The organism is Aquincola agrisoli (assembly GCF_036621135.1).
GTDB lineage: Bacteria > Pseudomonadota > Gammaproteobacteria > Burkholderiales > Burkholderiaceae_C > Aquincola > Aquincola agrisoli.
In genome coordinates this window covers 272,082-298,246 of record NZ_JAZIBG010000020.1, presented here as the reverse complement: position 1 = coordinate 298,246, position 26,165 = coordinate 272,082, and the positions used below count along the sequence as shown (strand labels likewise).

Sequence of the window (26,165 nt, the reverse complement as noted above, 5' to 3'; positions counted from 1 at the left end):
ATGAGAAGCTTCCAGGGAGGCCGCAGCCGCCGCCGGCGCGTGCAGCAGGCAGCTCAGGCACTCGCCTTGGCCTCGTGGTAGACCAGCAGGGGCTTCGAGCCCTCTTCGATGTTGTGCTCGTCGACCACCACCTTGGCCACGCCGTCGAGGTTGGGGAGGTCGAACATCGTGTCGATCAGCGCATGCTCCATGATCGAGCGCAGGCCCCGGGCACCCGTCTTGCGCGCAAGGGCCTTGCGCGAAATGGCCTGCAGCGCGGAGGTGCGGATCTCCAGCTCCACGCCGTCCATCCCGAACAGGCGCTGGTACTGCTTGAGCAGGGCGTTCTTCGGCTCGGTCAGGATCTGCACCAGGGCTTCTTCCGTCAGCTCGCCAAGTGTGGCCACCACGGGCAGGCGCCCGACCAGCTCGGGAATCAAGCCGAACTTGATCAGGTCTTCCGGTTCCGTCGCACGGAACACCTCCGACACCCGCTTCTCGCTCTTGCTGTGCACGGTGGCGCCGAAGCCGATGCCCGACTTCTCGGTGCGGTTCTGGATGACCTTCTCCAGGCCGTCGAATGCACCTCCGCAGATGAACAGGATGTTGGTCGTGTCGATCTGCAGGAAATCCTGATTCGGATGCTTGCGGCCGCCCTGCGGCGGCACGCTGGCCATCGTGCCCTCGACCAGCTTGAGCAGGGCCTGCTGGACCCCCTCGCCCGACACGTCCCGCGTGATCGACGGGTTGTCGGCCTTGCGGCTGATCTTGTCGATCTCGTCGATGTAGACGATGCCGCGCTGCGCGCGCTCGACATCGTAGTTGCAGTTCTGCAGGAGCTTCTGGATGATGTTCTCGACGTCCTCGCCCACGTAGCCGGCTTCGGTGAGCGTGGTGGCGTCGGCGATCACGAAGGGCACGTTGAGCAGCCGTGCGAGCGTCTGCGCCAGCAGCGTCTTGCCCGAGCCGGTCGGGCCGATCAGCAGGATGTTGCTCTTGCTGAGCTCGACCTCATCCTTGCTGTTGCCGGCACCCATGTGCTTCAGGCGCTTGTAGTGGTTGTAGACCGCGACCGACAGCGTGCGCTTGGCCACTTCCTGGCCGATCACGTACTGGTCCAGGCTGGACTTGATTTCTGCCGGGGTCGGCAGGTCCGACTTGGCAGTCTTGGCCGCGGCGCCATCGGCCGGCACTTCATCGCGGATGATGTCGTTGCACAGCTCGATGCACTCGTCGCAGATGAACACCGACGGACCGGCGATGAGCTTCTTCACCTCGTGCTGGCTCTTGCCGCAGAAGGAGCAGTACAGAACCTTTTCGCTCGAAGCGCCTTTTTTCTCGGCCATGGGTATGCAGGGTTCACCGACGCAAGGGTCGATGCAGGGTAATGATAGTCCAAGCCCACCGGGCGCTCAGCGCGGAAACAAAGCCCCCCTCGGGGCCTCATTTCGCGCGGGACCGGGGGCGGACGGCGTGGGCTTACGGGCGCTTGTCGAGCACCTGGTCGATGAGTCCATAGGCCTTGGATTCGTGAGGATCCAGGAAGAAATCGCGCTCCATGTCGGCACGGATCTTCTCGATCGACTGCCCGGTGCGCTCGGCGTAGATCTTGTTGAGCTGCTCGCGCGTCTTGAGGATCTCGCGGGCGTGGATCTCGATGTCGGTGGCCTGGCCCTGCGCACCGCCGGAGGGCTGGTGGATCATCACGCGCGAGTTCGGCAGCGCGAAGCGCTTGCCCTTGGCGCCGGCCATCAGCAGGAACGAACCCATGCTCGCCGCGATGCCCATGCACAGCGTGGAGACGTCGGGCTTGATGAACTGCATGGTGTCGAAGATCGACAGGCCGGCACTGACGCTGCCGCCGGGCGAGTTGATGTACAGGTGGATGTCCTTGTCCGGGTTTTCGCTCTCGAGGAACAGCATCTGCGCCACGACGAGGTTGGCGGTCTGGTCGTTCACCGGACCGACGAGGAAGATCAGCCGCTCGCGCAGCAGGCGGCTGTAGATGTCGTAGGCGCGTTCACCGCGGCCCGACTGTTCGATGACCACGGGCACCATGCCCAGGCCGGTGGTTTCAAGCGCGCTCATGGAGTTGTCCTTGGAAGAATACATAGCGTCGAACATGCGGGTCGATTATGGGCCTGCAAGAGCACGCTCGAAGAATGGAAAAGGCGCCGGCCTCGCGGCGCGGCGCCCCTCGTGCCGACCGATGGAGATCAGGCCGTCATCAGCTCGTCGAACGGCAGCTGCTTGTCGGTGACCTTGGCACGGGCGAGCACGAATTCGGTCACGTTGTTCTCGATCACCACGGCTTCCACCTCGCTCATGCGCTGGCGGTCGCTGAGGTACCAGCGCACCACTTCCGCCGGCTTCTCGTAGCTCTGGCTCATTTCCTCGATGTGGGCCTGGAGTTGGTCCGGCTTGGCCTGCAAACCGTTGGCCCGCACCAGTTCCGCCACCACCAGGCCCAGGCGCACGCGCTTCTCGGCCTGGGGGGTGAACAGTTCGGCCGGGATCGGGGCCTTGTCGGCATCCTTGATGCCGCGCTGCTTCAGGTCGGCGCGCGCCGACTCGACCATGCGATCGGTCTCACTCTTCACCAGCGCCTGCGGAACGTCGAGCTGCGCGACGGACACCAGCGCGTCCATCACCGCGCCTTTGTTGCGGGCCAGCACGCGGAACTTGACCTCGCGCTCGAGGTTCTTCTTGATGTCCGCGCGCAGCGCTTCGACGGTACCGTCCGAGATGCCGAGCGACTTGGCGAAGGCCTCGTCGACTTCCGGCAGCACCTGCGACTCGATCTTCTTCATCGTGACCAGGAAATCGGCTTCCTTGCCTGCGACGTCCTTGCCCTGGTAGTCCTCGGGGAATTGCAGCGGGAAGGTCTTGTTCTCGCCGGTCTTCATGCCGCGCACGGCCTTGTCGAACTGCTCCAGCATCTGGCCTTCGCCGATGATGAACTGGAAGCCTTCGGCCTTGCCGCCGGCGAACGGCTCGCCGTCGATCTTGCCTTCGAAGTCGATCGTCACGCGGTCGCCTTCGTCGGCGCCGGCATCGGCGGGGCGCTGGGCGAAGGTACGGCGCTGCTTGCGCAGGATGTCCAGCGTCTTGTCGATCGCCGCATCGGTGACCTCCGACGACACGCGCTCGACCTCCGCGCTGGCCAGGTCGCCGATCACCACCTCCGGGTACACCTCGAAGGTGGCGTCGAAGGCGATCGCGCCCTCGGGCGCCTCGTCCTTCTGCGTGATGCTGGGCTGGCCGGCCACACGCAGCTTGGCTTCGTTGGCCGCGCTGTTGAAGGCTTCGCCGACCTTGTCGTTCACCACTTCGTACTGCACGGAATAGCCGTAGCGCTGGGTGACGACGCTCATCGGCACCTTGCCCGGACGGAAGCCGTCGGCCTTGACGGTGCGCGCGAGCTTCTTCAGGCGCGACGTGACTTCGCCAGCGATGGCTTCGGCGGGCAGCGTCAGCGTGATGCGGCGTTGCAGTTTGTCGAGGGTTTCAACGGTGACCGTCATGATGTCCGACTCTCTTGTTGAGTACGTTGTGGTGCGCGGGGGGGGACTCGAACCCCCACACCATTGCTGGCGTCAGGACCTAAACCTGGTGCGTCTACCAATTTCGCCACCCGCGCTGAACAATGGAAAGAAGGGGCGGCTTCCGGGCGGAAGCGCCCCCTCGGCGAATCTGTGAACCGCGGATTCTAACCAGGCCGGCGGACGCGGAACCAGGCCGCGTACATCGCAGGCAGCGCCAGCAGCGTGAGCGCCGTCGCAACGATCAGCCCGCCCATGATCGCCACCGCCATCGGGCCCCAGAACACGCTGCGCGACAGCGGAATCATCGCAAGCACGGCCGCCGCGGCCGTCAGCACGATCGGACGGAAGCGCCGCACCGCGGATTCGACGATGGCCGTCCAGGCCGGAACGCCGCGCGTGCGGTCGGACTCGATCTGGTCTATCAGGATCACCGAATTTCGCATGATCATCCCCATCAATGCGATCACCCCCAGCAGGGCCACGAATCCGAACGGCCGGTTCAGCAGCAGCAGCGCGGCCGCGACGCCCGCGATGCCCAGCGGACCGGTCAGCAGCACGAGCATCGCGCGGCTGAAGCTGTGCAGTTGCAGCATGAGCAACGTGAGGATGATGAACAGCATGAGCGGCATCCCGGCGACGATCGACCCCTGCCCCTTGCTGCTCTCCTCCACCGCCCCGGCGATCTCGATGGTGTAGCCCGGCGGCATGCGCTTGCGCAGCTCGTCGAGCTGCGGCCACAGCTCGGCGGTGACGGTCGGGCCCTGCATGCCCTCGGCGACATCGCCCTGCACGGTGATGGCGAACTGCCGCCCTTCGCGCCACATCACGCCCGGCTCCCAATCCATCCGGATGCTCGCGACCTGCATCAACGGGATCACGCGGCCGGTGGAGGTCGGCAGGTAGGCGTTCGCGAGCGCCGTCACGGCGTCGCGTTCGTCGGCAGGCTGGCGCAGCAGGATGTCGATCAAGCGGTCGCCTTCGCGGTATTGGCCGACCGATGTTCCCGACAGCAGCATGCGCGATGCCTGCGCGACGCCCTGGCTCGTGACGCCGAGCGCACGGGCCTTGTCCTGGTCGATCTCCAGGCGCAGCACCTTGACCGACTCGTTCCAGTTGTCGTTCACGCCCCGCATGTTCGGGTTGGCGCGCAGGATCTCGCGCGCCTGATCGGCCCACTGGCGCACCTGCGCGACGTCGCCGCCCATCACGCGGAACTGCACGGGGTAGGCGACGGGCGGCCCGTTGGGCAGCAGCTTGACCCGGCCGCGCACCTCGGGAAACTCCTGCGCCAGCAGCGCGGGCAACTCCTTGCGCAGCCGCTCGCGCGTCGCCAGGTCGGCCGGCAGCACGATGGCCTGCGAGACGTTCGATTGAGGAAAGACCTGGTCCAGCGGCAGGTAGAAGCGCGGCAGCCCGGACCCGATCCACGTGGTGACGCTCTGCACGCCGGCCGCCTTCATCATGCGCGCCTCGAAGCGGCGCGCCACCTCGTCGCTGTGCTGGATGGTCGACCCCTCGGGCAGCCACAGCTCGACCAGGATCTCCGGACGGCTCGAATCGGGGAAGAACTGCTGCTGCACCCGGCCCATGCCCACGATGCCCAGCACGAAGGTCAGCACGGTGACCCCGATCGTGACCCAGCGATGCGCGACACACCAGTCGACCAGGGCTCGAAAGCGCGAGTAGAACGGCGAATCGAAGAGCTCGTGCGCCGCCTCGCCTCCCCCCACCCGGCTGCGTGTGTGAAGCAGCCGCGCGCCGAGAAAGGGGACGAAGTAGACCGACACCAGCCACGAGATCAGCAGCGCCGCCGTGGTCACCGCGAAGATCGCGAACGTGTACTCGCCCGTCACCGACTTCGCGAGCCCGATGGGCAGGAAGCCGGCCGCGGTGATCAGCGTGCCGGTGAGCATCGGCATCGCCGTCACGTCGTACGCGAAGGTGGCGGCGCGCAATTTGTCGTGCCCCTCCTCCAGCTTGCGCACCATCATCTCGACCGCGATGATCGCGTCGTCGACCAGCAGCCCGAGCGCGATGATCAGCGAGCCGAGCGAGATCTTGTGCAGGCCGATGCCCCAGTAGTACATCGTCACGAACGTGATCGCGAGCACCAGCGGGATCGTGATGCCCACCACCAGGCCCGGCCACACGTCCACCCGCAGCGGCCGCGTGTGCAGGCCCAGGCTGATGAAGCTCACCGCCAGCACCACGACGATGGCCTCGATCAGCACGTGCACGAACTCGCCGACCGACCGGGACACGGACTGCGGCTGGTCCTGCACCTGCACGAGCTCGATGCCCACGGGCAGCGCCTGCTGGACCGAAGCGGCCCTCACCTTCAACGCCTTGCCGAGGGCGATGATGTCGCCCCCCTTGGCCATCGAGATGCCCAGCGCGACGACCTGCCGGCCCTGGTGGCGGACCATCACCGACGGCGGATCGGCATAGTCGCGGCGGATCTCGGCGATGTCGCCCAGGCGCAGCGAACTGGCCGCGCCCGTGGCCGGGTTGACCGCCCGGATCGGGAAATGCCGCAGCGCCTCGACGGAACCGAAGGCCCCGCCGATGCGCACCTGCAGGTTGTCCGTCCCGGCGTTCAGCACGCCTGCGCCCTCGACGGCGTTCTGCGCTCCGAGCTGGCTGATGACCTGGCTGAAGTCGAGGCCGAGCTGTGCAAGGCGGCGTTGCGAAATCTCGATGAACAGCTTTTCCGGCTGGACGCCGAACAGTTCCACCTTCGCGACGTCGGGCACCCGGAGCAGCTCCTGCCGCACCTGCTCGGCGTGGACACGCAGTTCCTCGTTGCTGAATCCGTCGGCCGACAGCGCATAGATCGTTCCGTACACGTCGCCGAACTCGTCGTTGAACACCGGCCCCACCACACCCGCCGGCAACGTCGAGCGCATGTCCCCGATCTTCTTGCGCACCTGGTACCAGGTGCCGGTGACCTCCTTTGGCGGGGTGCTCTCCTTGAGCTGGAAGATCGTCAGCGATTCGCCCGGTTTGGTGTAGCTGCGGATCTTGTCGGCGTACGGCACCTGCTGCAGCGCCTTCTCGATCTTGTCGGTGACCTGGTCGGCCACCTGCTGCGCGGTGGCGCCCGGCCAGTAGGCCTGCACCACCATCGCGCGAAACGTGAACGGCGGGTCTTCGTCCTGGCCGAGCTGGTAGTACGCCGCCGCGCCCAGCACCAGCAGCACGATCATCAGGTAGCGCGTCAGCGCCGGATGCTCCAGCGCCCAGCGCGAGACGTTGAAACGCGAAGGGCCGGCGGCGTTGGAGGGAGAGTCGCTCATGGAGGGCTCCCGCTCAGCGCGGCGTCGACGCGGCCGAGGCGGGGGTGGCCGGCGGACTGCCAGGCTCGGCGTAGAGGCTCACCTTCTGCCCCTGCGTCAGCACATGCACGCCGGCACTGACCACGCGCTGTCCCGGCTGAAGCCCGCCGGTGACGACGATGTCCCGGCCGTCCGCGCCGCCCACCTGGATGCGCTGCGCACGCACGGTCATCGTCGGCACATCGACAACCCACACCGCGGAAGCGCCCTGCTGCTCGAACACGGCGGACAGCGGCAGCTTGGTCACGTTGTCGACACGCGCCTGCGCGATGGACGCGGTGGCCGTCTGGCCCAGCCTGACGGGTGCGTTGCCGACGTCGGCCTTCACCAGGAAGGTGCGCGTCACCGGGTCCGCTGCCGCCGCCACCTCGCGCACGCTCGCGGGCATGCGCTGCTCGCCGCTGCCCCACAGCGTGACCTGCACCGCGCCCGGGCGGCCCAACAGCGCGCGCACGGAGGTCAGGCGGTCCTCGGGCACCGTGAACACGACATCGCGCGGCCCGTCGTGCGCCAGGCGCAGCACCGGCGTGCCGGCGCTCACGACGGCACCCGGCTCCGCGTCGACGCCGGTGATCACGCCCGCCACGTCGGCCACCAGACTGCTGTACGCCGCCTGGTTGGCCTGCACGCCGGCCTGCGCGCGCGCCTGCTCCAGCTGCGCCTGCGCAGCCTGCATCGTCGTCTGGCGGCGCTCGAGCTCGGCGCCGCTGATGAAGCCCTGGTCGCGCAGCTCGCGGTAGCGCTTCAGGTCGGCCGCGGCCAGGTCGAAATTGACCTGCGCGGCCCGCACCGCCGCCTGCGCCGCCGTCTCGCCGAGCCGCAGATCCTGCGGGTCGAGCTGTGCCAGCACCTGCCCCGCCTTCACCGTGTCGCCCAGGTCCACGTGCCGGCGCGTGATCTTGCCGCCGACCCGGAAGGACAGCCGCGATTCGGTCCGTGCGCGCACCTCCGCGGCGTACTCGGCACTGCCGCCGGCGGACTGCGCCGCCACGACCACGGTGCGCACCGCACGGACGGGCTCGGCTTCGGCCGCAGGACGGGAACAGCCGGCCAGCAACGCCGACGCCAGCATGCCGGCTAGGAGGGGAAACGAGGTGCGCATGGGTCCTGTCCTCTGGGAGGTCTGAGGGCTCTTGTTGGTACTGACTGACCGGTCAGTAATGTAGAAGTCGAGGCGTGGCACTGTCAATCGGCGCACGGCATCGGCGGTACGACCGGGAAGGCCGTGGACAATCGCGCCCCGTGAGCGTCGATCACTACGAAAACTTCCCCGTGGCCTCCTGGCTCTGCCCGCCCCACCTGCGGCCGGCAATCCAGGCCATCTACTGGTTCGCACGAACCGCGGACGACCTGGCCGACGAAGGCGACGCAGGGCCTGCGCAGCGCGCGGCCGAACTCGCCGACTACCGCCAGGCGCTCGAACGTGCCGCCCGAGGCGACACCGCCGGCCGCTGGGCGCCGGTGTTCGGGCCGCTGCACCAGGCGATGCGCCGCCACGCGCTGCCGCTCAAGGCGCTGCAGGACCTGCTCAGCGCCTTCGAGCAGGACGTGCACAACCCGCTCTACCCGGACCGCGACACGTTGCTGGACTACTGCGCGCGGTCCGCCAATCCGGTCGGGCGGCTGCTGCTGCATCTGTACGGCATCGACGCGCCGGCCGCGTTGTCGGAGTCGGACGCCGTGTGCACCGCGCTGCAGCTCATCAACTTCTGGCAGGACCTGAGCGTGGACCTGCCTCGGGGTCGCCACTACATCCCGCTGGCCGATGCACGGCGCCATGGCCTGACGCCTGCCGCGCTGGCCCGGGAGGCAGCGCAAGGCCGGGCCAGCGCCCCCTTCCGGGCGCTGACGGCCGAACTGACCGGCTGGGCACGCGACCGGATGCTGGCGGGCTCACCGCTGGTGCACCGCATCCCCGGCCGCGCGGGCTGGGAGCTGCGGCTCGTCGTGCAGGGCGGGCTGCGCATCCTCGACAAGATCGCCGCCCAGGGACACGACACGCTGGCACGGCGCCCGGCCCTCGGCGTGGCCGACGCGCCGCGCCTGCTGTGGCGCGCCTGGACCATGGCCCCGGCGCCGATGCCGGCCGGGAGGCCCGCATGACACCCGCGCAGTACGTGCAGGACAAGGCCGCGCAAAGCGGATCGTCGTTCTATTACGCGTTCAAGTTCCTGCCGCCTCCCCGCCGCGCAGCGATCACCGCGTTCTACGCTTTCTGCCGGGAGGTCGACGACATCGTCGACGAGGTGCAGGACCCCAGCGTCGCGGCCACCAAGCTCGCCTGGTGGCGCAAGGAGGTGGGGCAGGCGTTCGCCGGCGCACCGACGCATCCGGTGACGAAGGCCCTGATGCCGCACGCGGCCGACTACGACGTCCGCCAGGAGCACCTGATGGCCGTGATCGAAGGCTGCCAGATGGACCTCGAACAAAGCCGCTACCTGGACTTCGCCGGCCTGGCGCGCTACTGCCATCTCGTGGCCGGCGTCGTCGGCGAGGTGGCGGCCAACATCTTCGGTCGCACGCAGGCCCGGACGACGGACTATGCGCACAAGCTCGGCCTCGCGCTGCAGCTCACGAACATCATCCGCGACGTCGGCGAGGATGCGCGCCGCGGCCGCATCTACCTCCCCATCGCCGAGCTCCAGCAGTTCGACGTCAAGGCCCACGAGCTGCTGCAGCGGCAATCCCCCTGGGGCTACAGCGAGCGCTTCAGCGCACTGATGCGCTTCCAGGCGGAACGGGCGCACCGCCTCTACGACGAAGCCTTCGCGATGCTGCCCGCCGAGGACCGCCGGGCACAGCGCCCCGGGCTGATGATGGCCAACATCTACCGCACCCTGCTGCGCGAGATCGAGGCCAGCGACTTCCAGGTGCTGCACCAGCGCATCGCGCTGACGCCGGTGCGCAAGGTCTGGATCGCGATGCGCACCAACTGGCAAGCGCGCTAGCGGATGCGCAGGCGCATCGCGGTCGTCGGGGGCGGCTGGGCCGGCCTGGCTGCGGCCGTGGCCGCCACGCAGCGCGGGCATGCGGTGACGCTGTTCGAGATGGCGCCGCAGTGCGGCGGCCGGGCCCGCGGGGTCGAGGCCCAGGGCCTGGCGCTGGACAACGGCCAGCACATCCTGATCGGCGCGTACCGGGAGACGCTCGAGCTCATGCGCGCGGTGGGTGCATCACCCGATGCGGCCTTGCTGCGCCTGCCGCTCGCGCTGGTCTATCCCGACGGCGAGGGGCTGCGGCTGCCCCGCGGCCCGGCCGTTCCGGCGTTCGCACGCGCCGTGCTCGCCTGCCGGCGCTGGGCCTGGCGCGAGCGCATGGCCTTGCTGGCCGAGGCCACCCGCTGGGCGGCAATGCGTTTCCGCTGCGACGAGCGGCTCACGGTCGCCCAGTTGACGCGCCGGTTGCCGCAGCGGGTGCGGCAGGACCTGATCGACCCGCTGTGCGTGGCCGCGCTCAACACGCCGGCCGAGCAGGCCGATGCGCGCGTGTTCCTGCGGGTGCTGCGCGATGCGCTGTTCAGCGGCCCGGGCAGCGCCGACCTGCTGCTGCCCCGCGCCAGCCTCGGCGCCCTGCTGCCGGCGCCGGCCGCCGCATGGCTCGCGCAGCGAGGCGCGGCGCTGCGGCTGGGGCATCGCGTCAAGGGGCTGTCGACCATCGGCACGCCCTGTGGCTGGTGCGTTGACGATGAACCCTTCGACGCGGTGGTCCTCGCGGCGCCAGCGCGCGAAGCCGCCCGGCTGGCCCACGCGGCCTCGCCGTCATGGGCGGCCGCCGCAGCGGCGTTCGAGTACGAGCCCATCGTCACGGTCTACCTGCAGAGTGCCGGCACGCGCCTGCCGCAGCCGATGACGGCGCTCGCCTGCGACGGCGACGCGCCGGCCCAGTTCGTCTTCGACCTCGGGGCGCTGGGGCACCATGCAGGCGTCTTCGCGTTTGTGGTCAGCGGCGCGAGGCGCTGGACCGAACAGGGCCTGGAAGCCACCGCGGCCGCGACGCGGCAGCAGGCGCTGCAGGCGTTTGCGCCCGGCACATGGCACAGCCCCCCGACGGTGCTGCGGACCTTGGCGGAGCGCCGCGCGACCTTCCTGTGCACGCCGGGCCTGCGCCGGCCACCCCTTGCGATCGCCCCCGGCCTGGTGGCGGCAGGCGACTACATCGAAGGCCCCTACCCGGCCACCCTGGAAGGTGCCGTGCGCTCGGGGCGGCTCGCGGTGGACGCGGTCACCGCCGGCTGGCCGACATGAGGGCGGCCGCGCCTGCCTACGGGCGGCGGCGCAGGGCCAACAGCGGCGTCGCGAGCGCATCGCCGCGCGCGAAGGGCGCGGCCAGCGGCTCGCCCACGAAGACCCCCTGCAACGGCCAGGCCACGCTCTTCCAGTAGGCCTCGATCGCGGTGCTGCCCTGCGCGTAGTGCAGCAGCAGCACCTGCGGGTGCGGGAACTTCTGCAGGTGGTTGCACGGTTCGCTGACGGTGCCGTAGCTCGCGGTGGCCCCGGAATCCAGCCACTCGAGCGCCGTGCTCTGCCCGTCGACCTTGTCGAGCAGGCCACCGAAGGACGTCAGGTGGTCGGCCAGGCCGCCGTCGACCCACGACAAGGCTTCCAGCCCGCTCAGCCGCGCCACGCCCGTCTGCAGCATGAGCAGGCGATCGACGTCCCGCGGCCGGTCCGCCTGCTCCACGAACACCTCGATGCCGAGCGCCCGCACGGGGCCCGCCGGCGGGAACAGGGTGTGCCGGACATTGCGTGCGCTGTCCCCGGTCGACAGGAACAGCACGTTCGCCGGGCCGGACCAGCGGCGGCCCAGCCGTGCGTCGGCGGACACGCCGCGATCGATCAGCCGCTTGCCCTGCTCGATGCTTCGGCCGGCCAGCAGCATGGAGGGCCGCAGCTGGTGGTCGCGCCAGGGGCGGCTGCTCGGCGAGTTGAAATAGGGCGACAGGCGTGAACGCCCGCAGGTGTGCCTGCAGAAGTCCGGGTCGAACCCGAGCGCGAGCACGCCGGTGATGGATTGGCACTGGACGGCGTACGGCGCCGTCCACGCCAGCGCCAAGGCCTGCGTCTGCGCACCGAATCGCGACTGGACCTGCTGCTCCAGCCCCTGGAACTCTTCCTGCGTCAACACGCCCCGGACGGGCAGCTCGACCCGCAGGACCTGCTCCGGCCGCAGGCCGCGGCGCTCGATGTAGTACTCGCCGACCGCCACCGAATAGGGATCTGCCGTGTTGATCACCAAGCCCATGTCGGCGGGGCCGAGGCGGCCTGCGACGCGCGGCACGCCGAGCCATTGCGGCCCGGCCCGCTCGGACGAAGCGCTGGTCGCGGGCGCCACGGCTGCCGTAGCGGGCACGGCCGGCGCGGGCTCCTGCGCACCAACGGCAAGGGCTGCGGCCGCCATGGCCAGACAGCCGGCCATTTGCCAGCATGCAGACCGCAGTTTCGTCATGCAAAAAAAAGCGAAGCGCCTCACAATGTCGATATGCGAAAAAACGATGGTCAGACGCCAACGATCCAGGTTCTGGAACGGGCCTTTGCGCTGCTTGATGTACTGGCGGAGCATCAGGATCCGGTTTCGCTGAAGGAAATCAGCGAACGGGCCGGTCTCCACCCGTCCACCGCACACCGCATCTTGAACGACATGGCAGTGGGCCGCCTGGTCGACCGTCCGCAGGCGGGAAGTTATCGGCTCGGCATGCGTTTGCTTGAACTGGGCAACCTCGTGAAAGCGCGCCTTGACGTACGCGATGCCGCGCTGGCACCGATGCGCGAACTGCACAAGCTGACCCACCAGCCGGTCAACCTGTCGGTGCGCCAGGGCGACGAAATCGTCTACATCGAACGGACGTACAGCGAGCGCTCTGGCATGCAGGTGGTGCGTGCCATCGGCGGCCGCGCACCGCTGCACCTCACCTCGGTCGGCAAGCTGTTCCTGGCCCACGACGATCCGCAGCGCGTCCGTACCTACGCCACGCGCACGGGCCTGGCCGGGCACACCCGCAACAGCATCACCGACATCGCCCGGCTCGAGCGGGAGTTGACGAGCGTGCGCCATCAGACCGTCGCGAGAGACGACGAGGAGCTGGAGTTGGGCGTGCGCTGCATGGCAGCCGGCATCTTCGACGACCAGAACAAGCTGATCGCGGGCCTGTCGATCTCGGCGCCCGCCGACCGGCTCGAAGAAGCCTGGCTCGAACGCCTGAAGGACACGGCCGCTCAGATCTCCTCGGCGCTGGGCCACCGCGGCCCAGCGGGGGGCGCCGGTATCAAGGCCCCGTCTTGACGGCGTTGACGGCCGTGGCCAGGTGCGGCACCTCGGTGCTCACCCACTTGCGGATGCGCTCCGCGTCGCCGATGCGGGAGTATTTGCCGGCGGAATCCAGCAGCACCATGATCAGCTTGCGGCCCGCGAACTGGGCCTGCATCACCAGGCAGCGGCCCGCTTCGGAGATGTAGCCGGTCTTCTGCAGGCCGATGTCCCACGAGCCGCTGCGCACCAGCCCGTTGCTGTTGCGGAACTGCAGCAGCCGGCTGCCGACCTCCACCTGATGCTCGGGCGACGTGGACAGCTGGCGGATGAGATCGTGCTTGCTCGCTTCCTTGACCAGTTCGGCAAGGTCATGCGCGCTCGACTGGTTGGAGCTCGACAGCCCGGTCGGCTCCACATAACGCGTGTCGTTCATGCCGAGCTGGTGGGCCTTCAGGTTCATCGCCGACACGAATGCCGACAGCCCGCCCGGATAGTGGCGCCCCAGCGCATGCGCGGCGCGGTTCTCCGACGACATCAGCGCCAGGTGCAGCATCTCGCCGCGCGTGAGCTGCGTGCCCACGGCCAGGCGGGAGCCGCTGTGCTTCTCGGTGTCGACGTCGTCCTGCGTGATGGTCAGGGTCTCGTCGAGCGGCAGTTGCGCCTCGGCGACGACCAGCGCAGTCATCAGCTTGGTGATCGAGGCGATGGGCAGCACGGCCTGGGGGTTCTTGCTGAACAGGACCTCGTTGGTGTCCTGGTCGAGCACGAGCGCCACGCTCGACTTGAGCTCGAGCGGATCTTCCGCCTTGTGCAGGCCGTACAACTGCCCGAACGACAGGCGCGCCGGCTGCACGTCGACCACCGTCGCCTTGCGCTTGGCGACGACCTTGGTGGGCCGCAGCGACTTGCCGCGCACCACCGCCGACTTGGCCGGCTTCTTGCTGGCGGTCGCGGATTTGGCGGGTTTCGAGGACTTGGATGCCGCCTCGGCGGGTGAAGGCTGCAACAGCGCGACGGACAGCGCCACCGCGCCCCCGACACACAACAAACGTAACGATTTCAGTGCGTGCACCACACCCGGCTCCTGTCAAGAAGTCAGTGTAGGCGAAGCAAAAAACACACGCAAGATCAGAAACTTACGCAGCGTTCCTCAAGTGGCGCCTTTCGGCGCTTCGAGGGCTTCAGCCTTGGGCCGCCACGCGTTCCGTCTTGCTGTGCAACTTGTTCAACGCCGCCAGATACGCCTTGGCAGATGCCACGACGATGTCGGGATCGGCACCCACACCATTGACGACACGACCGCCATGTTGAAGGCGGACTGTCACCTCGCCTTGCGATTCTGTGCTGCCGCTGGTGATGGCATTGACCGAATAAAGCAGCAACTCCGCGCCACTTTGAACCTTGGACTCGATCGCCTTCAAACTCGCGTCGACCGGGCCGTTGCCGTCGCTCTCAGCGTGGTGCTCCACGTCGCCAGCGGCAAAAGCGACGCTCGCGTGCGGACGCTCGCCAGTCTCGGACCGCTGGGACAAGGCCAGCAGCCTGAAATGCTCACGCTCCGGCGTGACGCTCTCGTCGCTGACCAGCGCGAGGATGTCCTCGTCGAAGATCTCGGCCTTGCGGTCGGCCAGGTCCTTGAAGCGGGCGAACGCCGTGTTCACCTCCGCTTCGGACTCCAGCCCGATGCCCAGCTCCTGCAGCCGCTGCTTGAACGCGTTGCGCCCCGACAGCTTGCCGAGCACGATCTTGTTGGCCGACCAGCCCACGTCTTCCGCACGCATGATCTCGTAGGTGTCGCGCGCCTTCAGCACGCCGTCCTGGTGGATGCCCGACGCATGCGCAAACGCATTGGCCCCGACGACCGCCTTGTTCGGCTGCACGACGAAGCCGGTGGTCTGGCTCACCATGCGCGAGGCCGGCACGATCTGGGTCGCGTCGATGCCGAGCTCCAGCCCGAAGTAGTCGCGGCGCGTGCGCACCGCCATCACCACCTCCTCGAGCGAACAGTTGCCGGCCCGTTCGCCCAGGCCATTGATCGTGCACTCGATCTGGCGCGCGCCGCCGAGCTTGACGCCCGCCAGCGAATTGGCCACGGCCATGCCGAGGTCGTTGTGGCAGTGCACGGACCACACGGCCTTGTCCGAGTTGGGCACCCGCTCGCGCAGCGTGCGGATGAAGTTGCCGTAGAGCTCCGGGATCGCGTAGCCGACGGTGTCGGGGATGTTCAGCGTGGTCGCGCCCTCGTCGATCACCGCCTCGAGCACCCGGCAGAGGAAGTCGACATCGGAGCGGTAGCCGTCTTCCGGCGAGAACTCCACGTCGCCCGTCAGGTTGCGCGCGAAGCGCACCGACAGCCTCGCCTGCTCCAGCACCTGCTCGCGCGTCATGCGCAGCTTCTTCTCCATGTGGAGATCGCTCGTCGCGATGAAGGTGTGGATGCGCGAGCGTGCCGCACCCTTCAGCGCCTCGGCGGCACGGCCGATGTCGCGATCGTTGGCGCGTGCCAGTGAACACACCGTCGATTCCTTGATCGCGTCGGCAATCGCCTTCACCGCTTCGAAGTCGCCATTGCTCGAGGCCGCGAAACCCGCCTCGATCACGTCGACGCGCAGGCGCTCGAGCTGGCGTGCGATGCGCAGCTTCTCGTCCCGGGTCATCGACGCGCCGGGCGATTGCTCGCCATCGCGCAGGGTGGTGTCGAAGATGATGAGCTTGTCGGCCATGGCGGTCTCCTCGGATGGCGAATTGCTGTCGGTGGATGTCAGGCGAGTGCATGTGCCTCGGCGGGCACGAAGCGCGTCGTGCGCAGCACGGCGCCCAGCACCGCCTTCATCGAAGCAGTCATGGTATTGGCGTCGATGCCCACGCCGAAGCGTGTCACGCCGTCGATGCGCAGTTCCAGGTACGCGGCCGCACGTGCCTGCGCACCGCCGCCGATGGCGTGCTGATGGTAGTCCAGCACCTCGACGGCCACCGGCGCGAGCGCCTGCAGGCCATCGACGAAGGCGTCGATGGGGCCGTTGCCCCTGCCCTCCAGCCGGCGCCGCTGGCTGCCTTGCACGACTTCGGCGACCACCTGCACCTGGCCGTCGGGGCGCTCCCCGACCTGAACGTGCTCGATGTGCGGCGCGGTCAGGCCGTACTCGCGCTCGAAGAGCGCCCACAGGTCGGCGGCGGTGAGCTCCTTGCCCTCGGTGTCCATGACGCGCTGTACGGCCTGGCTGAACTCGATCTGCAGGCGGCGCGGCAACTCCAGGCCGTATTCACTCTCGAGCAGGAACGAGATGCCGCCCTTGCCAGACTGGCTGTTGACGCGGATCACCGCCTCGTAGCTGCGGCCGAGGTCCATCGGATCGATGGGCAGGTAGGGCATGTCCCAGACATCGCCGTCGCGCCGCGCCGCAAAGGCCTTCTTGATCGCATCCTGGTGCGAGCCCGAGAAGGATGTATAGACAAGATCACCCACATACGGATGGCGCGGGTGGACAGGCAACTGGTTGCAATGCTCGACGGTGCGGCGAATCGCGTCGATGTCCGAGAAGTCGAGCTCCGGCGGCACGCCCTGGGTGTAGAGGTTCAGCGCGACGTTGACGATGTCGAGGTTGCCCGTGCGCTCGCCATTGCCGAACAGGCAGCCCTCGAGCCGGTCGGCGCCCGCCATCAGCGCGACCTCCGCGGCCGCGGTGCCGGTACCCCGGTCATTGTGCGGATGGACCGACAGCACGATGCCGTCGCGCCGCTCCAGGTGGCGGTGCATCCACTCGACCATGTCGGCGAACACGTTGGGCGTGCAGCACTCCACCGTCGACGGCAGGTTGATGATGCAGGGCCGCTGCGGCGTGGCACGCCATTCGGCCGTCACCGCATCGACGACGCGCTTGCTGAACGCCAGCTCGGTGTTGGAGAACATCTCCGGCGAGTACTGGAACGCCCACTGGGTGTCCGGCTGACGCTGCGCGCACTCGCGGATCATGCGGGCATGCCGGACGGCCAGGTCGACCACCCCGTTCTCGTCGAGCCCGAGGACCACGCGCCGCATCACCGGCGCGACTGCGTTGTAGAGGTGCACGACCACCCGCTTCGCACCGGCCAGCGACTCAAAGGTCCGGTCGATGAGGTGATCACGCGCCTGCGTCAACACCTGGATGGTCACGTCGTCGGGCACGAGATCGCGCTCGATCAGCATGCGCACGAAGTCGAAGTCGGCCTGCGAGGCCGAGGGGAAGCCGACCTCGATCTCCTTGAAGCCGATGCGCACCAGCGTCTCGAACAGACGGAGCTTGCGGGCCGGGTCCATCGGCTCGATCAAGGCCTGGTTGCCGTCGCGAAGATCGACGCTGCACCACACGGGCGCCCGCTGGATCACGGCATCGGGCCAGCGGCGGTCGGTCAGGCCGATGCGTTTGGCGACGGGGTATTTGGCGGCGGGGTTCTTCAACATCGACATGGTCATCTCCGAGGTCTTGGAACGCAGCCGGATTTCCACAAAAAGCAAACGGCCCGCTGCGTTGCGCTAGGCGGGCCGTGATCCGGGGGAAAGAAGGACGAGATCGTTCAGCGCGCCTGGAGCACGCCTAGTAGCAGCAGCGAGAGGGACGCAGTGCGGAACGACATGATGGTAAATATAGCACCCGAATGCAGGGTAAAGCTATCGATGAAGCCCTTCTTCGTCCGGCTCATCCGTGGAGGTGGCAATCACGCTGACCGGCTTGCCCTTCATCTTGCGGTACACGTAGACCCCGTAGCCGGACAGGCCATACACGCAGAACAGCGCGAAGAGCACAATGGGCGGGTGGATGTTGATCACCGCGATCCCCAGCGCGATCAGCACGATCACGATGAAGGGCACCGAGCGCTTGAAGCTGATGTCCTTGAAGCTGTAGAACGGGACGTTGGTGACCATGGTCAGGCCGGCGTAGAGCGTGGCCCCGAAAGCCGACCAGGCCAGCCACGGCAGGTCCCAGGCATCGCGCATGCCGGCGTCGTCCATCACCCAGATGAACCCGATGATCAACGCGGCGGCGGCGGGGCTGGGCATGCCCTGGAAGTAGCGCTTGTCGACGACACCGATGTTCGTGTTGAACCGTGCCAGCCGCAGGGCCGCGCAGGCGCAGTAGACGAAGGCAGCGATCCATCCGGCCTTGCCCAGGCCCTTCAAGGCCCATTCATAGACGATCAGTGCGGGCGCCGCGCCGAAGCTCACCATGTCGGACAGGCTGTCCATCTGCTCGCCGAACGCGCTCTGCGTGTTCGTCATGCGCGCCACACGGCCGTCCAGGCTGTCGAGCACGGCGGCCATGAAGATGCCGATGGCCGCCTGCTCGAAGCGGCCGTTCATCGCCATCACCACCGCATAGAAGCCGCCGAACAGCGCGGCGAGCGTGAAGAGGTTGGGCAGGATGTAGATGCCCTTGCGGCGGGGACGCTCGCGGACATCGTCGGGCTCCTGGAGCGCCTGCGCGTCGTCGTTGTTCTGATAGTTCATGGGCGAAAGCATACCTTCCGTCAACGAAGAAGCCGCGGTGCCCGGCCCGTGAAGGACCAGGCCGCCGCGGCCCCGAAGGCGCTGCTGCGCCGGATCAGTTCTTCGACTGGTCGACCAGACGGTTCTTCTTGATCCAGGGCATCATCGCGCGCAGCTTCTCGCCGACCACCTCGATGTCATGCTCGGCCGTCAGGCGGCGGCGCGATTGCAGCGTGGGCGCGCCGGCCTTGTTCTCCAGGATGAAGCTCTTGGCGTATTCGCCAGTCTGGATGTCCTTCAGGCACTGCTTCATGGCCTTCTTGGTCTCTTCCGTCACGACGCGCGGGCCGGTGACGTACTCGCCGTACTCGGCGTTGTTCGAGATCGAGTAGTTCATGTTCGCGATGCCGCCTTCGTAGATCAGGTCCACGATCAGCTTCAGCTCGTGCAGGCACTCGAAGTAGGCCATCTCGGGCGCATAGCCGGCTTCCACCAGCGTCTCGAAGCCGGCCTTGATCAGCTCGACGGTGCCGCCGCACAGCACGGCCTGTTCGCCGAACAGGTCGGTCTCGGTTTCTTCGCGGAAGTTGGTCTCGATCACGCCGGCCTTGCCGCCGCCGTTGGCCACGGCGTAGCTCAGGGCCAGGTCGCGCGCCTTGCCGCTGCGATCGCCGTGCACGGCGATCAGGTGCGGCACGCCGCCGCCTTGCTGGTAGGTGGCGCGCACGGTGTGGCCGGGAGCCTTGGGCGCAACCATCCACACGTCGAGGTCGGCGCGCGGGATCACCTGGCCATAGTGCACGTTGAAGCCGTGCGCGAAGGCCAGCGACGCGCCTTCCTTGATGTTGGGTTCCACGTCGCGCTTGTAGACATCGGCGATCTGCTCGTCGGGCAGCAGCATCATCACGACATCGGCGCCCTTCACGGCCTCGGCAACTTCCGCCACCTTGAGACCGGCCTTCTCGACCTTGCTCCACGAAGCGCCGCCCTTGCGCAGGCCGACGGTGACCTTCACGCCGCTGTCGGTCAGGTTCTGCGCGTGCGCGTGGCCTTGCGAACCGTAGCCGATGATGGTGACGTTCTTGCCCTTGATGAGGCTGAGGTCGGCGTCCTTGTCGTAATAGACCTTCATGAGGTGCTCCTTCGGAAAAATCTGTTCGTGGGTGGGTGTTGTATCCAGCAGCCGCCGCGGATCCGGCTTTGCCGGGCCGCTGGAGGCGCCCCCTTGAAGAGGGAGCGCCGCGGGCGCTCAGGGGTGGGTCAAACCCTCAGGATGCGCTCGCCGCGACCGATCCCGCTGGTGCCGGTGCGTACGGTTTCAAGAATGGCGGTGCGGTCTATGGCCTCGATGAAGGCATCGAGCTTGCCCGCGTCGCCAGTAAGTTCGATCGTGTAGCTCTTCTCGGTCACGTCGATGATGCGGCCGCGGAAGATGTCGGCCATGCGTTTCATCTCTTCGCGTTCCTTGCCGACGGCACGCACCTTGATGAGCATCAGCTCGCGCTCGGTGAAGGCCCCTTCGGTGAGGTCGACGACCTTCACCACTTCGATCAGCCGGTTCAGGTGCTTGGTGATCTGCTCGATCACCTCGTCGCTGCCGGTGGTCACGATGGTCATGCGCGACAGCGAGGCGTCTTCGGTCGGGGCGACCGTGAGGCTCTCGATGTTGTAGCCACGGGCGGAAAAGAGGGCCACCACGCGCGAAAGAGCGCCCGGCTCGTTTTCGAGCAACAGGGCAATGACGTGTTTCATGTGCGTTCGTCCTGCGCGCTCTTCAGACCGGCGGCGGTAACCGACGGCCCTTGGCCACGCTGTTCGAGGTTGAAGAAAAGGTCAGATCAGGCTGAAACCGTTCAGGCCGTTCCGCGAGGCACGGGCCGCGGCGCGGTAACGCCGCCGCCCTGCCCCGCGTTCAGGCCGTCACAGGTCTTCAGACCCCAGCAGCATCTCGCTGATGCCCTTGCCGGCCTTGACCATCGGCCAGACGTTCTCGGTGGGATCGGTGCGGATGTCGAGGAAGACGGTGCGGTCCTTCAGGCTCATCGCTTCGCGCAGCGCGCCCTCGACGTCGCCCGGGTTCTCGATCTTCAGGCCGACGTGGCCATAGGCCTCGGCGAGCTTCACGAAATCGGGCAGCGCGTCCATGTAGCTGTGCGAGTAGCGGCCCTCGTAGTCGAGCTGCTGCCACTGGCGCACCATGCCCAGGTAGCGGTTGTTGAGCGACAGGATCTTGACCGGCGTCTTGTACTGGAAGCAGGTCGACAGCTCCTGGATGCACATCTGGATCGAGCCTTCGCCGGTGACGCAGAAAACGTCGCTGTCGGGCTTGGCCAGCTTGATGCCCATGGCGTAAGGCAGGCCCACGCCCATCGTGCCCAGGCCACCGGAGTTGATCCAGCGGCGCGGCTCCTCGAAGCGGAAGTACTGAGCGGCCCACATCTGGTGCTGGCCGACGTCCGACGTGATGTAGGCGTCGCGGCCGCGCGTCAGCTCGCACAGCGTCTCGATGACGTACTGCGGCTTGATGACCTCGGTGCTCGGCTTGTAGCGCAGGCACTCGCGCTTGCGCCACTCGTTGATCTGGCTCCACCAGGCGCTCATGGAGGCCGTATCCGGCTTGGCTTGGGCTTCCTTGATCTGCGCGATCAGCTCGACCAGCACGTCCTTCACGTCGCCGACGATGGGGATGTCGACGCGCACGCGCTTGGAGATCGACGACGGATCGATATCGACGTGGATGATCTTGCGCTCGACCGACGCGAAGTGCTTCGGGTTGCCGATCACGCGGTCGTCGAAGCGCGCGCCCACGGCCAGCAGCACGTCGCAGTGCTGCATGGTCATGTTGGCTTCGTAGGTGCCATGCATGCCCAGCATGCCGAGGAACTGCGGATCGCTCGCCGCCGAGGCACCCAGGCCCATCAACGTGTTGGTGACCGGCGCGCCCAGCAGCGCGGTCAACTCGCGCAGCTCGGCCGACGCGTTGCCGAGGATCACGCCGCCGCCCGTATAGATATAGGGCCGCTTGGCCTGCAGCAGCAGTTGCACAGCCTTGCGGATCTGCCCGCCATGGCCCTTGCGCACCGGGTTGTACGAACGCATCTCGACTTTGTCGGGATAGGCGAACGGGGCGGTATGGAGCGAGACGTCCTTCGGGATGTCCACCACCACCGGCCCGGGGCGCCCGGTACGCGCGATGTGGAATGCCTTCTTCATCGTCATCGCCAGGTCGCGGACATCCTTGACCAGGAAGTTGTGCTTGACGATCGGTCGCGTGATGCCGACGGTGTCGCACTCCTGGAAGGCATCCAGGCCGATGGCCGGCGTCGGCACCTGCCCGGTGATGATCACCATCGGGATGGAGTCCATGTAGGCCGTGGCGATGCCGGTCACGGCGTTGGTCACGCCAGGGCCGGAAGTGACCAGCGCGACGCCCACGTCGCCCGTGGCGCGTGCGTAGCCGTCCGCCGCGTGGACCGCGGCCTGCTCGTGCCGCACCAGCACGTGCTGGATCGTCTCCTGCTTGTACAGCGCGTCGTAGATGTAGAGAACGGCGCCGCCGGGGTATCCCCAGAGGTACTTGACGCCCTCGGCCTGGAGGCAGCGCACCAGGATTTCGGATCCGTTGGGATCGGCCGCGGGGGCCTGCGAGGGGGAAGGCTGCGCCGAGGCGGCGCGCTTGATTTCAGCGGGGGAGATGTCCATGTCTGACCTTTGCGAATTTCTCTGACGAAAAACCATCGGTGCCCCTCTTCACGCCCTTGTGAGGTGGATGTGGAGCCTGTGCTGCCGGAAGACGCGCCAGATCGGCATGCCCACCGGCAAGATGTGCGAAGCCGCACATTATGACACCACGAACAGAGGCGCCAGGCAAGCCTGGCGAGCCCAACAGGGGCGATGCCATAATCCGCGCCGCCTCCGATGGGGCAGCAGCTCTCGCCCGCCCTTGGCCACAGACAAAGAACTCTCCGACTTCCTGAAGAGCGTCGAAAAGCGCGCGTTCAAGCGCACCGTCTATGCGGTGCGCGACGACGATGCCGCGCTCGACATCGTCCAGGACTCCATGATCCGCCTGGCGGAAAAGTATGCCGACCGGCCGGCCGAGGAGCTGCCGCTGGTGTTCCCGCGCATCCTTTCCAACGCCACGATGGACTGGTTCCGGCGGCAAAAGGTGCGCAACGCCGTCGTACGGAACCTGTCGACGTTCGAGGCCTCCGAGGACGAGGGCGGCGAGTTCGATCTGCTGGAGGCGCTCGAGGGCGCCGACGGCAGCCTGGGGGCCGAAAGCGCGGCGGACAGCGTGTCGCGGGCGCAGATCCTGCAGATGATCGATTTACAGGTCGGCGAACTGCCGGCCCGTCAACGCGAAGCTTTCCTGCTTCGTTACTGGGAGGAACTTGACGTGGCCGAAACGGCGTCGGTGATGGGTTGTTCGGAGGGCAGTGTCAAGACGCACTGCTCCCGGGCCGTACACGCACTGGCCAAGGCCCTGCGCTCCAAGGGAATTGCACCATGACGAACACCCCCCCTTCGGCCGAATCGTTGCAAGAACGGTTTGCGCGCCGGATCGCAGCGCATTTGTCCGAGGCCGCCGCAGCCACACCGCCCGACATCGACGCACGGCTGCGATTCGCCCGCGAGCAGGCGCTGCTGCGCGCACGCGCGGCCCGTGTCGCCGCGGAACCCCTCGTCGCCGTGGGCGGCCAGGGCACGCTGCGGCTCGGCCATGGCACGTCCGGCTCCGGCTGGTGGGTGCGCATGGCGTCCGCGCTTCCGGTGCTTGTCCTCGCCGGCGGCCTGTTGCTGATACAGGAATGGCAGAGCCAGTCGCAGCTGGAAGCAGCCGTCGAGGTCGACACTGCCCTGCTGTCCGACGACCTGCCCCCTGACGCGTACAGCGACCCGGGTTTCCTCGAATTCCTCAAAGCGCCCCAGGAGTGACACGGGTGTCACCGCTTTTGCTTGCACGCGCATGCCGGCAGGGCCTTCACGGCCTGCTGGCGGCCGTGCTGCTGGCTGCCGCCGCGTCGGCGGTCGCCCAGCCTGCCCAGGGCGAGGGCATGCCCTGGTCCCGGCTGACCCCCGCGCAGCGCGCAGCCCTGGCACCGCTGGCCGACGAATGGGGCGGCATCGAAGCCTCCCGGCAGCAGAAGTGGCTGGAGATCGCCACCCGCTTCCCGCGCATGTCGCAGGAAGAACGCTCGCGCATGCAGCAGCGCATGAACGAATGGGCGAAGCTGTCGCCCCGCGAACGGGGCCAGGCCCGCGTCAACTTTCAAGAGGCGCGCCAGCTCAGCCCTGCCGCGGAACGCCAGGCCCGTTGGGAGAGCTACCAGGCGCTGCCGGAGGAACAGAAACGCAAGTTGGCCGACCGCGCCCAGCCCGGTGCAGGCGATCGCGGCAGCAAGGCAGCGGCCAACAGCGGGCAAGCCGCGAAGAAGCCCGGGGCGGCACGTGCGCCCAGCGCTCCGGTGCAGCCGAGGCCCGTGGCCCCCACCGTCGTACAGACCGGCCCGGGCGCGACGACGACGCTGGTCTCCCGCCCGCCGCCGCCGGCCCCACGCCAGCAGGCGGCACGGCCCAAGATCACCTCGACCCCGTCCTCGGTGGACGCCGCCACGCTGCTGCCCAAAAGGCCGAAAGGCGAGGGGCAGCCCGCCTCCGCCCCCGAGAAGCCATGACCTCCGCCGTCGACACGCAAGACACGCCGGGCATCTGGCGCCGGCTGGCCTGCTTCCTGTATGAAGGGGTGCTGCTGTTCGGCGTGGTGATGATCTTCGGCTACCTCTACGGCACCTTGACGCAGCAGCGCAATGCCATGGACGGCCGTTACGGCCTGATGGCCTTCCTGTTCCTGGTGCTCACGGTCTACTTCGTCTGGTTCTGGTCGCATGGAGGCCAGACGGTCGCGATGAAGGCGTGGCATGTGCGCGTCGTCAACCGGGACGGCACGCCGCTGTCGCAGCCCCGGGCCCTGCTGCGCTCCCTGCTCTGCTGGATCTGGTTCCTGCCCGCCACCGCGGCGGCCTGGCTGGCGGGGCTGCACAGCGTCGGTGCGATCACGGGCTTGCTGATCGCCGGCGTGCTGGCCTACGCGGCCCTGGCGCGACTCCACCCCCGGCGCCAGTTCTGGCACGACGCCGTCTGCGGCACGCAGCTCGTCACCTGGCGGCCAGCGCCTCGCCGCCGCGGTACGCTCCCTGCATGACCAACCCCTACAAGGGCCGCACGGGGCTGGACCGGATCGTGCGGGCAGCGGGCTATTCCGCCGAGGGCTTGCGCGCCGCCTACGCCGGCGAAAGCGCCTTCCGGCAAGAGGTGTGGGCGGCCATCGTCCTGGTGCCGGCAGCGTTCTGGCTCGGCCGGGGCTGGGCCGAGATTGCCTTGCTGGCCGGCACTGCGCTGCTCGTGCTCATCGTGGAACTGCTGAACTCCGCGGTCGAGGCCGTCGTGGACCGTGTGTCGCTGGACCGGCACGAGCTGTCCAAGCGCGCCAAGGACTTCGGCAGCGCCGCGGTGATGCTGTCGCTCCTGCTGTGCGGCGGGACGTGGGCTGCAGCGCTGTGGGAAGCCCTGGCACAACACCGCCCCTGGGGAGGCTGACAATGGCCCTGTCGATCTGCGTGTACTGCGGCTCCCGCACCGGCGATTCGCCGAGCTTCATGGCGTCCGCCCGGGAGGTCGGCACGCTCATCGCCCGCGAAGGCGGCGAAGTCGTCTACGGCGGCGGGCGTGTGGGCCTGATGGGTGCGGTGGCCGATGCCGCGCTGGCGGCCGGCGGCCGCGTGCTGGGCGTCATTCCCCAGGCCCTGATGGACCGCGAAGTAGGCCACCGCGGCATCACCGAACTGCAAGTGGTGCAGACGATGCACGAGCGCAAGCTGCGCATGGCCGAGCGGGCGGATGCCTTCGTCGCGTTGCCCGGCGGCATCGGCACCATGGAAGAGATCTACGAGATGTGGTCGTGGCAGCAGCTCGGCTACCATGACAAGCCCGTCGCGCTGCTCAACGTCGAGGGCTACTACGACGCGCTGCTCGAATTCACCCGCGCCAGCCACCGGCGCGGCTTCATGTCGGATGCGCAGTTCGGTGCGTTGATCGTCGACGACGACGCCGCGCGCCTGCTGCAGCGCGTGGCGGTGGCCGCCCGCCGGGCGACGGCGCCCGACGACTACGCCGGGCTCTGACGCGTCTGGCGCACGCCGCCCGCGGTCAGACGGCCGACTCGTCGGTCTCGCCAGTGCGGATGCGCACGACCTGATCGATCGGCGACACGAAGATCTTGCCGTCGCCGATCTTGCCCGTCTTGGCAGCCTTGACGATGGCCTCGATGCAGCGGTCGACGTCCGAGTCCTTGACCACGACCTCGACCTTCACCTTGGGCAGGAAGTCGACGACGTATTCGGCGCCGCGGTACAGCTCCGTGTGGCCCTTCTGGCGGCCGAATCCCTTGACCTCGACCACGGTCAGGCCGGACACCCCCACATCGGCCAGCGCCTCGCGCACTTCCTCGAGCTTGAAGGGCTTGATAACGGCGGTGATCTGTTTCATGGAAGTCTCCGGAAAGGGGGTCAGTTGCGTTGATTTAAGCACGGAACC

Annotated in this window: 24 protein-coding genes and 1 tRNA gene; 10 read left to right on the top strand and 15 right to left on the bottom strand. The window is 67.9% G+C overall.

Annotated elements, in window-relative coordinates; all coding sequences use genetic code 11:
- Window positions 1-53: 53 nt before the first annotated feature.
- The 6 genes from clpX to V4F39_RS09295 form a co-directional block, all read right to left on the bottom strand.
- Window positions 54-1,325: an ATP-dependent Clp protease ATP-binding subunit ClpX gene (clpX, locus tag V4F39_RS09320; protein ID WP_332289043.1), complete on the bottom strand. Its 1,272-nt coding sequence runs from the start codon at window positions 1,323-1,325 to the stop codon at window positions 54-56.
- 133 nt (window positions 1,326-1,458) lie between these two features.
- Window positions 1,459-2,067: an ATP-dependent Clp endopeptidase proteolytic subunit ClpP gene (gene clpP / locus V4F39_RS09315; protein ID WP_332289042.1), complete on the bottom strand. Its 609-nt coding sequence runs from the start codon at window positions 2,065-2,067 to the stop codon at window positions 1,459-1,461.
- Window positions 2,068-2,195: 128 nt separating this feature from the next.
- Window positions 2,196-3,503, bottom strand: a complete 1,308-nt coding sequence (gene tig / locus V4F39_RS09310) for a trigger factor (protein WP_332289041.1) — start codon at window positions 3,501-3,503, stop codon at window positions 2,196-2,198.
- Between the two features lie 29 nt (window positions 3,504-3,532).
- Window positions 3,533-3,619: transfer RNA gene (locus tag V4F39_RS09305), tRNA-Leu, on the bottom strand.
- 69 nt (window positions 3,620-3,688) lie between these two features.
- Entirely contained in the window at window positions 3,689-6,820 is a 3,132-nt protein-coding gene (locus tag V4F39_RS09300) for an efflux RND transporter permease subunit (RefSeq protein ID WP_332289040.1), read from the bottom strand.
- A 13-nt stretch (window positions 6,821-6,833) separates the two neighbouring features.
- Window positions 6,834-7,961 carry an efflux RND transporter periplasmic adaptor subunit gene (locus tag V4F39_RS09295; RefSeq protein ID WP_332289039.1) on the bottom strand — a complete coding sequence of 376 codons (1,128 nt, stop codon included), beginning with the start codon at window positions 7,959-7,961 and terminating at the stop codon, window positions 6,834-6,836.
- 140 nt (window positions 7,962-8,101) lie between these two features.
- On the opposite strand from V4F39_RS09295, the gene hpnC reads away from it, so the two are divergent.
- The 3 genes from hpnC to hpnE are packed head-to-tail and all read left to right on the top strand — an operon-like array spanning window position 8,102 to window position 11,103.
- Entirely contained in the window at window positions 8,102-8,962 is an 861-nt protein-coding gene (gene hpnC / locus V4F39_RS09290) for a squalene synthase HpnC (RefSeq protein ID WP_332289038.1), read from the top strand.
- A complete protein-coding gene (hpnD, locus tag V4F39_RS09285) occupies window positions 8,959-9,807 on the top strand; it encodes a presqualene diphosphate synthase HpnD (RefSeq protein ID WP_332289037.1) in 849 nt (282 codons plus the stop codon). The genes hpnC and hpnD overlap by 4 nt, the downstream gene beginning before the upstream one ends.
- Window positions 9,808-9,810: 3 nt before the next feature.
- The gene (hpnE, locus tag V4F39_RS09280) at window positions 9,811-11,103 is read left to right on the top strand and encodes a hydroxysqualene dehydroxylase HpnE (protein ID WP_332289036.1); all 1,293 of its coding nucleotides are present in this window, start codon (window positions 9,811-9,813) and stop codon (window positions 11,101-11,103) included.
- 16 nt (window positions 11,104-11,119) lie between these two features.
- Here hpnE and V4F39_RS09275 read toward each other — a convergent pair whose 3' ends face one another.
- A complete protein-coding gene (locus V4F39_RS09275; RefSeq protein WP_332289035.1) occupies window positions 11,120-12,208 on the bottom strand; it encodes a TIGR03790 family protein in 1,089 nt (362 codons plus the stop codon).
- Between the two features lie 129 nt (window positions 12,209-12,337).
- Between V4F39_RS09275 and V4F39_RS09270 the strand changes: the two genes are divergently transcribed.
- Window positions 12,338-13,138 (top strand): IclR family transcriptional regulator, encoded by an 801-nt coding sequence (locus V4F39_RS09270; protein ID WP_332289034.1) that lies wholly within the window; start codon window positions 12,338-12,340, stop codon window positions 13,136-13,138.
- On the opposite strand, the gene pbpG is transcribed toward V4F39_RS09270, so the two are convergent.
- The 7 genes from pbpG to V4F39_RS09235 all read right to left on the bottom strand — a co-directional run bounded on the left by pbpG (window position 13,122) and on the right by V4F39_RS09235 (window position 22,271).
- A complete protein-coding gene (pbpG, locus tag V4F39_RS09265; RefSeq protein ID WP_378235056.1) occupies window positions 13,122-14,177 on the bottom strand; it encodes a D-alanyl-D-alanine endopeptidase in 1,056 nt (351 codons plus the stop codon). The genes V4F39_RS09270 and pbpG overlap by 17 nt on opposite strands.
- Before the next feature lie 109 nt (window positions 14,178-14,286).
- A complete protein-coding gene (locus V4F39_RS09260; protein WP_332289033.1) occupies window positions 14,287-15,828 on the bottom strand; it encodes a 2-isopropylmalate synthase in 1,542 nt (513 codons plus the stop codon).
- Between the two features lie 38 nt (window positions 15,829-15,866).
- Window positions 15,867-17,546 carry a 2-isopropylmalate synthase gene (gene leuA / locus V4F39_RS09255; protein WP_332289118.1) on the bottom strand — a complete coding sequence of 560 codons (1,680 nt, stop codon included), beginning with the start codon at window positions 17,544-17,546 and terminating at the stop codon, window positions 15,867-15,869.
- A gap of 207 nt (window positions 17,547-17,753) precedes the next feature.
- Entirely contained in the window at window positions 17,754-18,590 is an 837-nt protein-coding gene (pssA, locus tag V4F39_RS09250; protein ID WP_332289032.1) for a CDP-diacylglycerol--serine O-phosphatidyltransferase, read from the bottom strand.
- Window positions 18,591-18,684: 94 nt separating this feature from the next.
- A complete protein-coding gene (gene ilvC, locus V4F39_RS09245; RefSeq protein ID WP_332289031.1) occupies window positions 18,685-19,701 on the bottom strand; it encodes a ketol-acid reductoisomerase in 1,017 nt (338 codons plus the stop codon).
- A gap of 128 nt (window positions 19,702-19,829) precedes the next feature.
- The gene (gene ilvN, locus V4F39_RS09240) at window positions 19,830-20,321 is read right to left on the bottom strand and encodes an acetolactate synthase small subunit (protein WP_332289030.1); all 492 of its coding nucleotides are present in this window, start codon (window positions 20,319-20,321) and stop codon (window positions 19,830-19,832) included.
- Window positions 20,322-20,489: 168 nt separating this feature from the next.
- Window positions 20,490-22,271: an acetolactate synthase 3 catalytic subunit gene (locus V4F39_RS09235; RefSeq protein WP_332289029.1), complete on the bottom strand. Its 1,782-nt coding sequence runs from the start codon at window positions 22,269-22,271 to the stop codon at window positions 20,490-20,492.
- Between the two features lie 241 nt (window positions 22,272-22,512).
- On the opposite strand from V4F39_RS09235, the gene V4F39_RS09230 reads away from it, so the two are divergent.
- The 6 genes from V4F39_RS09230 to V4F39_RS09205 are packed head-to-tail and all read left to right on the top strand — an operon-like array spanning window position 22,513 to window position 25,753.
- Window positions 22,513-23,082 carry an RNA polymerase sigma factor gene (locus V4F39_RS09230; RefSeq protein WP_332289028.1) on the top strand — a complete coding sequence of 190 codons (570 nt, stop codon included), beginning with the start codon at window positions 22,513-22,515 and terminating at the stop codon, window positions 23,080-23,082.
- Window positions 23,079-23,507 (top strand): DUF3619 family protein, encoded by a 429-nt coding sequence (locus V4F39_RS09225; protein WP_332289027.1) that lies wholly within the window; start codon window positions 23,079-23,081, stop codon window positions 23,505-23,507. Before V4F39_RS09230 ends, V4F39_RS09225 begins: the two co-directional genes overlap by 4 nt.
- A gap of 5 nt (window positions 23,508-23,512) precedes the next feature.
- Window positions 23,513-24,247, top strand: a complete 735-nt coding sequence (locus tag V4F39_RS09220) for a DUF3106 domain-containing protein (RefSeq protein WP_332289026.1) — start codon at window positions 23,513-23,515, stop codon at window positions 24,245-24,247.
- Window positions 24,244-24,774 (top strand): RDD family protein, encoded by a 531-nt coding sequence (locus V4F39_RS09215; RefSeq protein WP_332289025.1) that lies wholly within the window; start codon window positions 24,244-24,246, stop codon window positions 24,772-24,774. The genes V4F39_RS09220 and V4F39_RS09215 overlap by 4 nt, the downstream gene beginning before the upstream one ends.
- The gene (locus tag V4F39_RS09210) at window positions 24,771-25,169 is read left to right on the top strand and encodes a diacylglycerol kinase (protein WP_332289024.1); all 399 of its coding nucleotides are present in this window, start codon (window positions 24,771-24,773) and stop codon (window positions 25,167-25,169) included. Before V4F39_RS09215 ends, V4F39_RS09210 begins: the two co-directional genes overlap by 4 nt.
- 2 nt (window positions 25,170-25,171) lie before the next feature.
- Complete coding sequence (locus V4F39_RS09205; RefSeq protein WP_332289023.1) at window positions 25,172-25,753, top strand: LOG family protein; 582 nt, start codon at window positions 25,172-25,174, stop codon at window positions 25,751-25,753.
- 25 nt (window positions 25,754-25,778) lie between these two features.
- Here the strand turns inward: V4F39_RS09205 and V4F39_RS09200 are convergent, their stop codons facing one another.
- Window positions 25,779-26,117: a P-II family nitrogen regulator gene (locus V4F39_RS09200; RefSeq protein WP_332289022.1), complete on the bottom strand. Its 339-nt coding sequence runs from the start codon at window positions 26,115-26,117 to the stop codon at window positions 25,779-25,781.
- Window positions 26,118-26,165 lie beyond the last annotated feature (48 nt).

Bases quoted from the DNA above. Each gene is read 5' to 3' on its own strand.
- ilvC (WP_332289031.1), bottom strand. From the start codon at position 19,701: ATGAAGGTCTATTACGACAAGGACGCCGACCTCAGCCTCATCAAGGGC.
- tig (WP_332289041.1), bottom strand. From the start codon at position 3,503: ATGACGGTCACCGTTGAAACCCTCGACAAACTGCAACGCCGCATCACG.
- hpnD (WP_332289037.1), top strand. From the start codon at position 8,959: ATGACACCCGCGCAGTACGTGCAGGACAAGGCCGCGCAAAGCGGATCG.
- ilvN (WP_332289030.1), bottom strand. From the start codon at position 20,321: ATGAAACACGTCATTGCCCTGTTGCTCGAAAACGAGCCGGGCGCTCTT.
- V4F39_RS09205 (WP_332289023.1), top strand. From the start codon at position 25,172: ATGGCCCTGTCGATCTGCGTGTACTGCGGCTCCCGCACCGGCGATTCG.
- V4F39_RS09215 (WP_332289025.1), top strand. From the start codon at position 24,244: ATGACCTCCGCCGTCGACACGCAAGACACGCCGGGCATCTGGCGCCGG.
- hpnE (WP_332289036.1), top strand. From the start codon at position 9,811: ATGCGCAGGCGCATCGCGGTCGTCGGGGGCGGCTGGGCCGGCCTGGCT.
- V4F39_RS09225 (WP_332289027.1), top strand. From the start codon at position 23,079: ATGACGAACACCCCCCCTTCGGCCGAATCGTTGCAAGAACGGTTTGCG.
- V4F39_RS09235 (WP_332289029.1), bottom strand. From the start codon at position 22,271: ATGGACATCTCCCCCGCTGAAATCAAGCGCGCCGCCTCGGCGCAGCCT.
- pssA (WP_332289032.1), bottom strand. From the start codon at position 18,590: ATGAACTATCAGAACAACGACGACGCGCAGGCGCTCCAGGAGCCCGAC.
- V4F39_RS09200 (WP_332289022.1), bottom strand. From the start codon at position 26,117: ATGAAACAGATCACCGCCGTTATCAAGCCCTTCAAGCTCGAGGAAGTG.
- V4F39_RS09295 (WP_332289039.1), bottom strand. From the start codon at position 7,961: ATGCGCACCTCGTTTCCCCTCCTAGCCGGCATGCTGGCGTCGGCGTTG.
- clpX (WP_332289043.1), bottom strand. From the start codon at position 1,325: ATGGCCGAGAAAAAAGGCGCTTCGAGCGAAAAGGTTCTGTACTGCTCC.
- V4F39_RS09300 (WP_332289040.1), bottom strand. From the start codon at position 6,820: ATGAGCGACTCTCCCTCCAACGCCGCCGGCCCTTCGCGTTTCAACGTC.
- V4F39_RS09210 (WP_332289024.1), top strand. From the start codon at position 24,771: ATGACCAACCCCTACAAGGGCCGCACGGGGCTGGACCGGATCGTGCGG.
- leuA (WP_332289118.1), bottom strand. From the start codon at position 17,546: ATGTTGAAGAACCCCGCCGCCAAATACCCCGTCGCCAAACGCATCGGC.
- V4F39_RS09270 (WP_332289034.1), top strand. From the start codon at position 12,338: ATGCGAAAAAACGATGGTCAGACGCCAACGATCCAGGTTCTGGAACGG.
- clpP (WP_332289042.1), bottom strand. From the start codon at position 2,067: ATGAGCGCGCTTGAAACCACCGGCCTGGGCATGGTGCCCGTGGTCATC.
- V4F39_RS09260 (WP_332289033.1), bottom strand. From the start codon at position 15,828: ATGGCCGACAAGCTCATCATCTTCGACACCACCCTGCGCGATGGCGAG.